A 3,393-nucleotide genomic window follows, 5' to 3' on the forward strand; every position below is an offset into this window, starting at 1 on the left:
ACAGTTCGCTGACAAAGCAGCGACGATCATAGGATCCGGGATGGGAGGGTTTTTGACGCTGGACAGTGAGAACAACAAATTCCTCTCCAAGGGTCCCAGCAGGGTGAGTCCGTTTTTGATTCCAATGATTCTCATCGACATGGCGCCTGGTATCGTCGCGATGGAGTACGGTCTGAAGGGTCCGAACTTCTCCTCCGTGAGTGCCTGTGCTTCTTCTCTGCATGCAGTGGCACTCGGCACCCTCCTGATAAGACATGGATACGCGGACGTGGCCATTGTCGGAGGAACAGAAGCAACGATAGCACCCCTTCCAATTACCGGGTTTGCAAACATGAGAGCGCTCTCGAGAAGAAACGACGATCCCAAACGTGCTTCCCGTCCGTTCGACAAAGATAGAGACGGTTTCGTCATGGGAGAAGGTGGTGCGGTCCTCATACTCGAGGCCGAAGAAGTTGCAAAGTCGAGAGGAGCAAAAATTGTGGCAGAGATAAAAGGTGTCGGTATGACGGACGACGCGTACCATTTCAGCGCTCCGGATCCAGAAGGCAGGGGAGCGGCAAAAGCGATGAAACTGGCACTGAAAGAGTCTGGCCTTTCTGAGAGGGACATTGATTACGTGAGTTGCCACGCCACAAGCACACCCGCCGGCGATGAGGCAGAACTCAAGGCGATAAAGAAGGTCCTGGGAGAACATGCAAAGAACGTAGCCATAAACTCTTCAAAGGCTCTGATAGGACATCTCCTCGGCGCTGCCGGTGCCGTAGAACTCGTTCTTGCGCTCCTTCAGATGCAACATTCCTTCGTCCACGGTATGCCGAACCTCGACAATCCAACGGAAGAAGCACAGGGAACTGGCCTTGTTGGAAAAGAACCGATCCAGAGAGAGATCAGGAATTTCATAAAGAACTCCTTCGGATTCGGCGGGCACAACGTTTCTCTGGTTGTAGGGAGGTATGAGTCATGAACATAGATTACGTGAAGGCGATTCTTCCACACAGATATCCCTTTCTCCTGGTAGACGGTGTGATAGAGGAATCTGAAGATAGAATCGTTGCCTTCAAAAACATCAGCATCTCTGATCCAGTTTTTCAGGGCCACTTCCCAGAGTATCCGATATACCCGGGTGTACTCATCATCGAAGGCCTTGCACAGACTGCCGGCATTCTCCTCCTCAAGAGTATCAAGGGAATCCCCCTCTTCCTCGGTATAGACGAGGCTCGCTTCAAAAAGGAAGTGCGCCCGGGAGATAGACTGATCTACGAGGTGAGAAAGATTGGAGAAAGACTCGGCACAGTGCAGGTGGAGGGTCTGGCAAAGGTAGAGGGCAAGGTTGTAGCCAAGGCCAAGCTTCTTCTGGGGGTGAAAAGATGAAGACGCGTGTGACAAAACTCCTTGGAATAGAGTATCCCATACTCATGGGTGGAATGGCCTGGGCTGGCACTCCCAAACTCGCTGCCGCTGTGTCCGAAGCTGGAGGACTTGGTATCATCGGATCCGGCGCCATGAAACCCGACGACCTGAGAAAGGCGATCTTCGACCTCAGGCAGAGAACGAACAAACCATTCGGCGTAAACGTGATCCTCGTCTCTCCCTGGGTGGACGATCTCGTCAGAGTCTGCGTGGAAGAAAAAGTACCTGTCATCACCTTTGGTGCGGGAAATCCCACAAAGTACATAAAGGAACTGAAAGAAAACGGTATAAAGGTCATTCCGGTTGTGGCCTCGGATTCTCTGGCACGAATGGTTGAAAGAGCGGGAGCTGACGCGGTGATAGCGGAAGGAATGGAATCCGGAGGACACATAGGAGAAGTCACCACCTTTGTCCTCGTCAACAGGGTATCCCGGAGCGTGAAGATTCCTGTGATCGCCGCAGGTGGTATCGCAGATGGTAGAAGTATGGCAGCAGCTTTTGCCCTCGGAGCAGAAGCGATACAGATGGGTACAAGATTCGTTGCGAGCGTAGAGAGCGATGTTCATCCCATCTACAAGGAAAAAATCGTCAAGGCTTCCATAAGGGACACCGTGGTAACCGGTGCGAAACTCGGTCATCCCGCCCGTGTCCTCAGAACCCCCTTTGCAAGAAAGATTCAGGAAATGGAGTTCGAAAACCCGATGCAAGCAGAAGAGATGCTGGTTGGAAGCCTGAGAAGAGCCATTGTTGAAGGGGATCTGGAAAAGGGTTCTTTCATGATGGGACAGAGTGCCGGATTGATCAACGAAATAAAACCTGTGAGACAGATCATAGAAGACATCATGAATGAGTTCAAAGGGACGGTGGAAAAGTTGAGGGGGTTCATTGAAAGATGAAACAACTTGCAAAGGCGGGGATTTTCACTGCTCTCATAGTGGTGGGGGCGTGGATTTCGATTCCAATCGGCCCCGTTCCTTTCACTCTTCAAGTGTTCTTCGTCTTTCTCACGGCGTACATGCTGGGCAAAAAGTACGGAACACTCTCGATTGCAACGTATGTATTGCTCGGTGCCATCGGACTTCCCGTTTTTGCAGGTTTCAAAGGTGGGGCGCAGGTTCTCATTGGGCCCACCGGCGGGTACCTCCTCGGTTTCATCCTAGGGGGCTCTGTAATCGGGCTTCTATCTGAAAAGAGAGAAAACTTCATCTGGTACCTTGTTTCTGGGCTTGCAGGTCTTGGGACCATATACTTGCTCGGCGTCTTCGTGCTGAACTTCTACGTCCACGATATCAAAAAAGCGGTGGCTCTGGGTTTTACCCCATTCGTATGGTTCGACCTTTTGAAATTGATACTCGCAGCTATCATCGGTCTGAGATTGAAACGTCTGGGGGTGAAACAATGAGGGCGTTCGTCTTTCCTGGGCAGGGTTCTCAGTACTCTGGAATGGCAGAAGATTTCTCCGTTTATGAATCTTCGAAAGACATATTCGAAAGAGCAAAGAAAGTTCTTGGATTCGATATCACCGAGATCATGAACGGTGACGAAGAAACTTTGAAACTCACAGAGAATGCCCAGCCTTCCATCTATATAACAAGCTACATTGCTTTTCTTGAGATGGAAAAAAGGAACATCCTTCCGGATGCTGTGGCGGGCCACAGTCTGGGAGAGTACACCGCACTGGCGGTGGCAGGTGTGTACGATTTTGAGACGGGGCTTTATCTTGTGAGAAAAAGAGGGGAATATATGTCGAAGGCACTGGAGCCTGGGAAGGGAACCATGGCAGCCGTCATAGGGCTTGATATCGAGCAAATAGAAGAAGTGGTGAACTCGATAGATGGGGTGTACATAGCAAACTACAACTCGCACGATCAGGTGGTGATCAGTGGACTGAAAAATTCCGTTGAGAAGGCAATGAACATCTTGAAAGAAAAAGGTGCACGCCGGATCGTGGAGCTGATGGTTTCCAGTCCCTTCCACACACCC

At 50.8% G+C, this 3,393-nt stretch carries 5 protein-coding genes; all 5 read left to right on the plus strand.

Annotated features, from left to right (window positions below; all coding sequences use genetic code 11):
• A partial coding sequence (locus J7K79_RS03735; protein ID WP_296905316.1) for a beta-ketoacyl-ACP synthase II occupies positions 1-964 on the plus strand: 964 nt, incomplete at its 5' end.
• Entirely contained in the window at positions 961-1,371 is a 411-nt protein-coding gene (gene fabZ / locus J7K79_RS03740; protein WP_296905318.1) for a 3-hydroxyacyl-ACP dehydratase FabZ, read from the plus strand. The genes J7K79_RS03735 and fabZ, both read left to right, overlap by 4 nt.
• A complete protein-coding gene (gene fabK / locus J7K79_RS03745; RefSeq protein WP_296905320.1) occupies positions 1,368-2,306 on the plus strand; it encodes an enoyl-[acyl-carrier-protein] reductase FabK in 939 nt (312 codons plus the stop codon). Before fabZ ends, fabK begins: the two co-directional genes overlap by 4 nt.
• Positions 2,303-2,812, plus strand: coding sequence for a biotin transporter BioY (locus tag J7K79_RS03750; RefSeq protein WP_296905322.1), 510 nt, complete (start codon positions 2,303-2,305; stop codon positions 2,810-2,812). The genes fabK and J7K79_RS03750 overlap by 4 nt, the downstream gene beginning before the upstream one ends.
• Positions 2,809-3,393: ACP S-malonyltransferase (locus J7K79_RS03755; RefSeq protein WP_296905324.1), on the plus strand; the 585-nt coding region annotated here is incomplete at its 3' end. The genes J7K79_RS03750 and J7K79_RS03755, both read left to right, overlap by 4 nt.

This window comes from Thermotoga sp., assembly GCF_021162145.1.
In the GTDB taxonomy this organism is placed as follows: Bacteria; Thermotogota; Thermotogae; order Thermotogales; family Thermotogaceae; genus Thermotoga.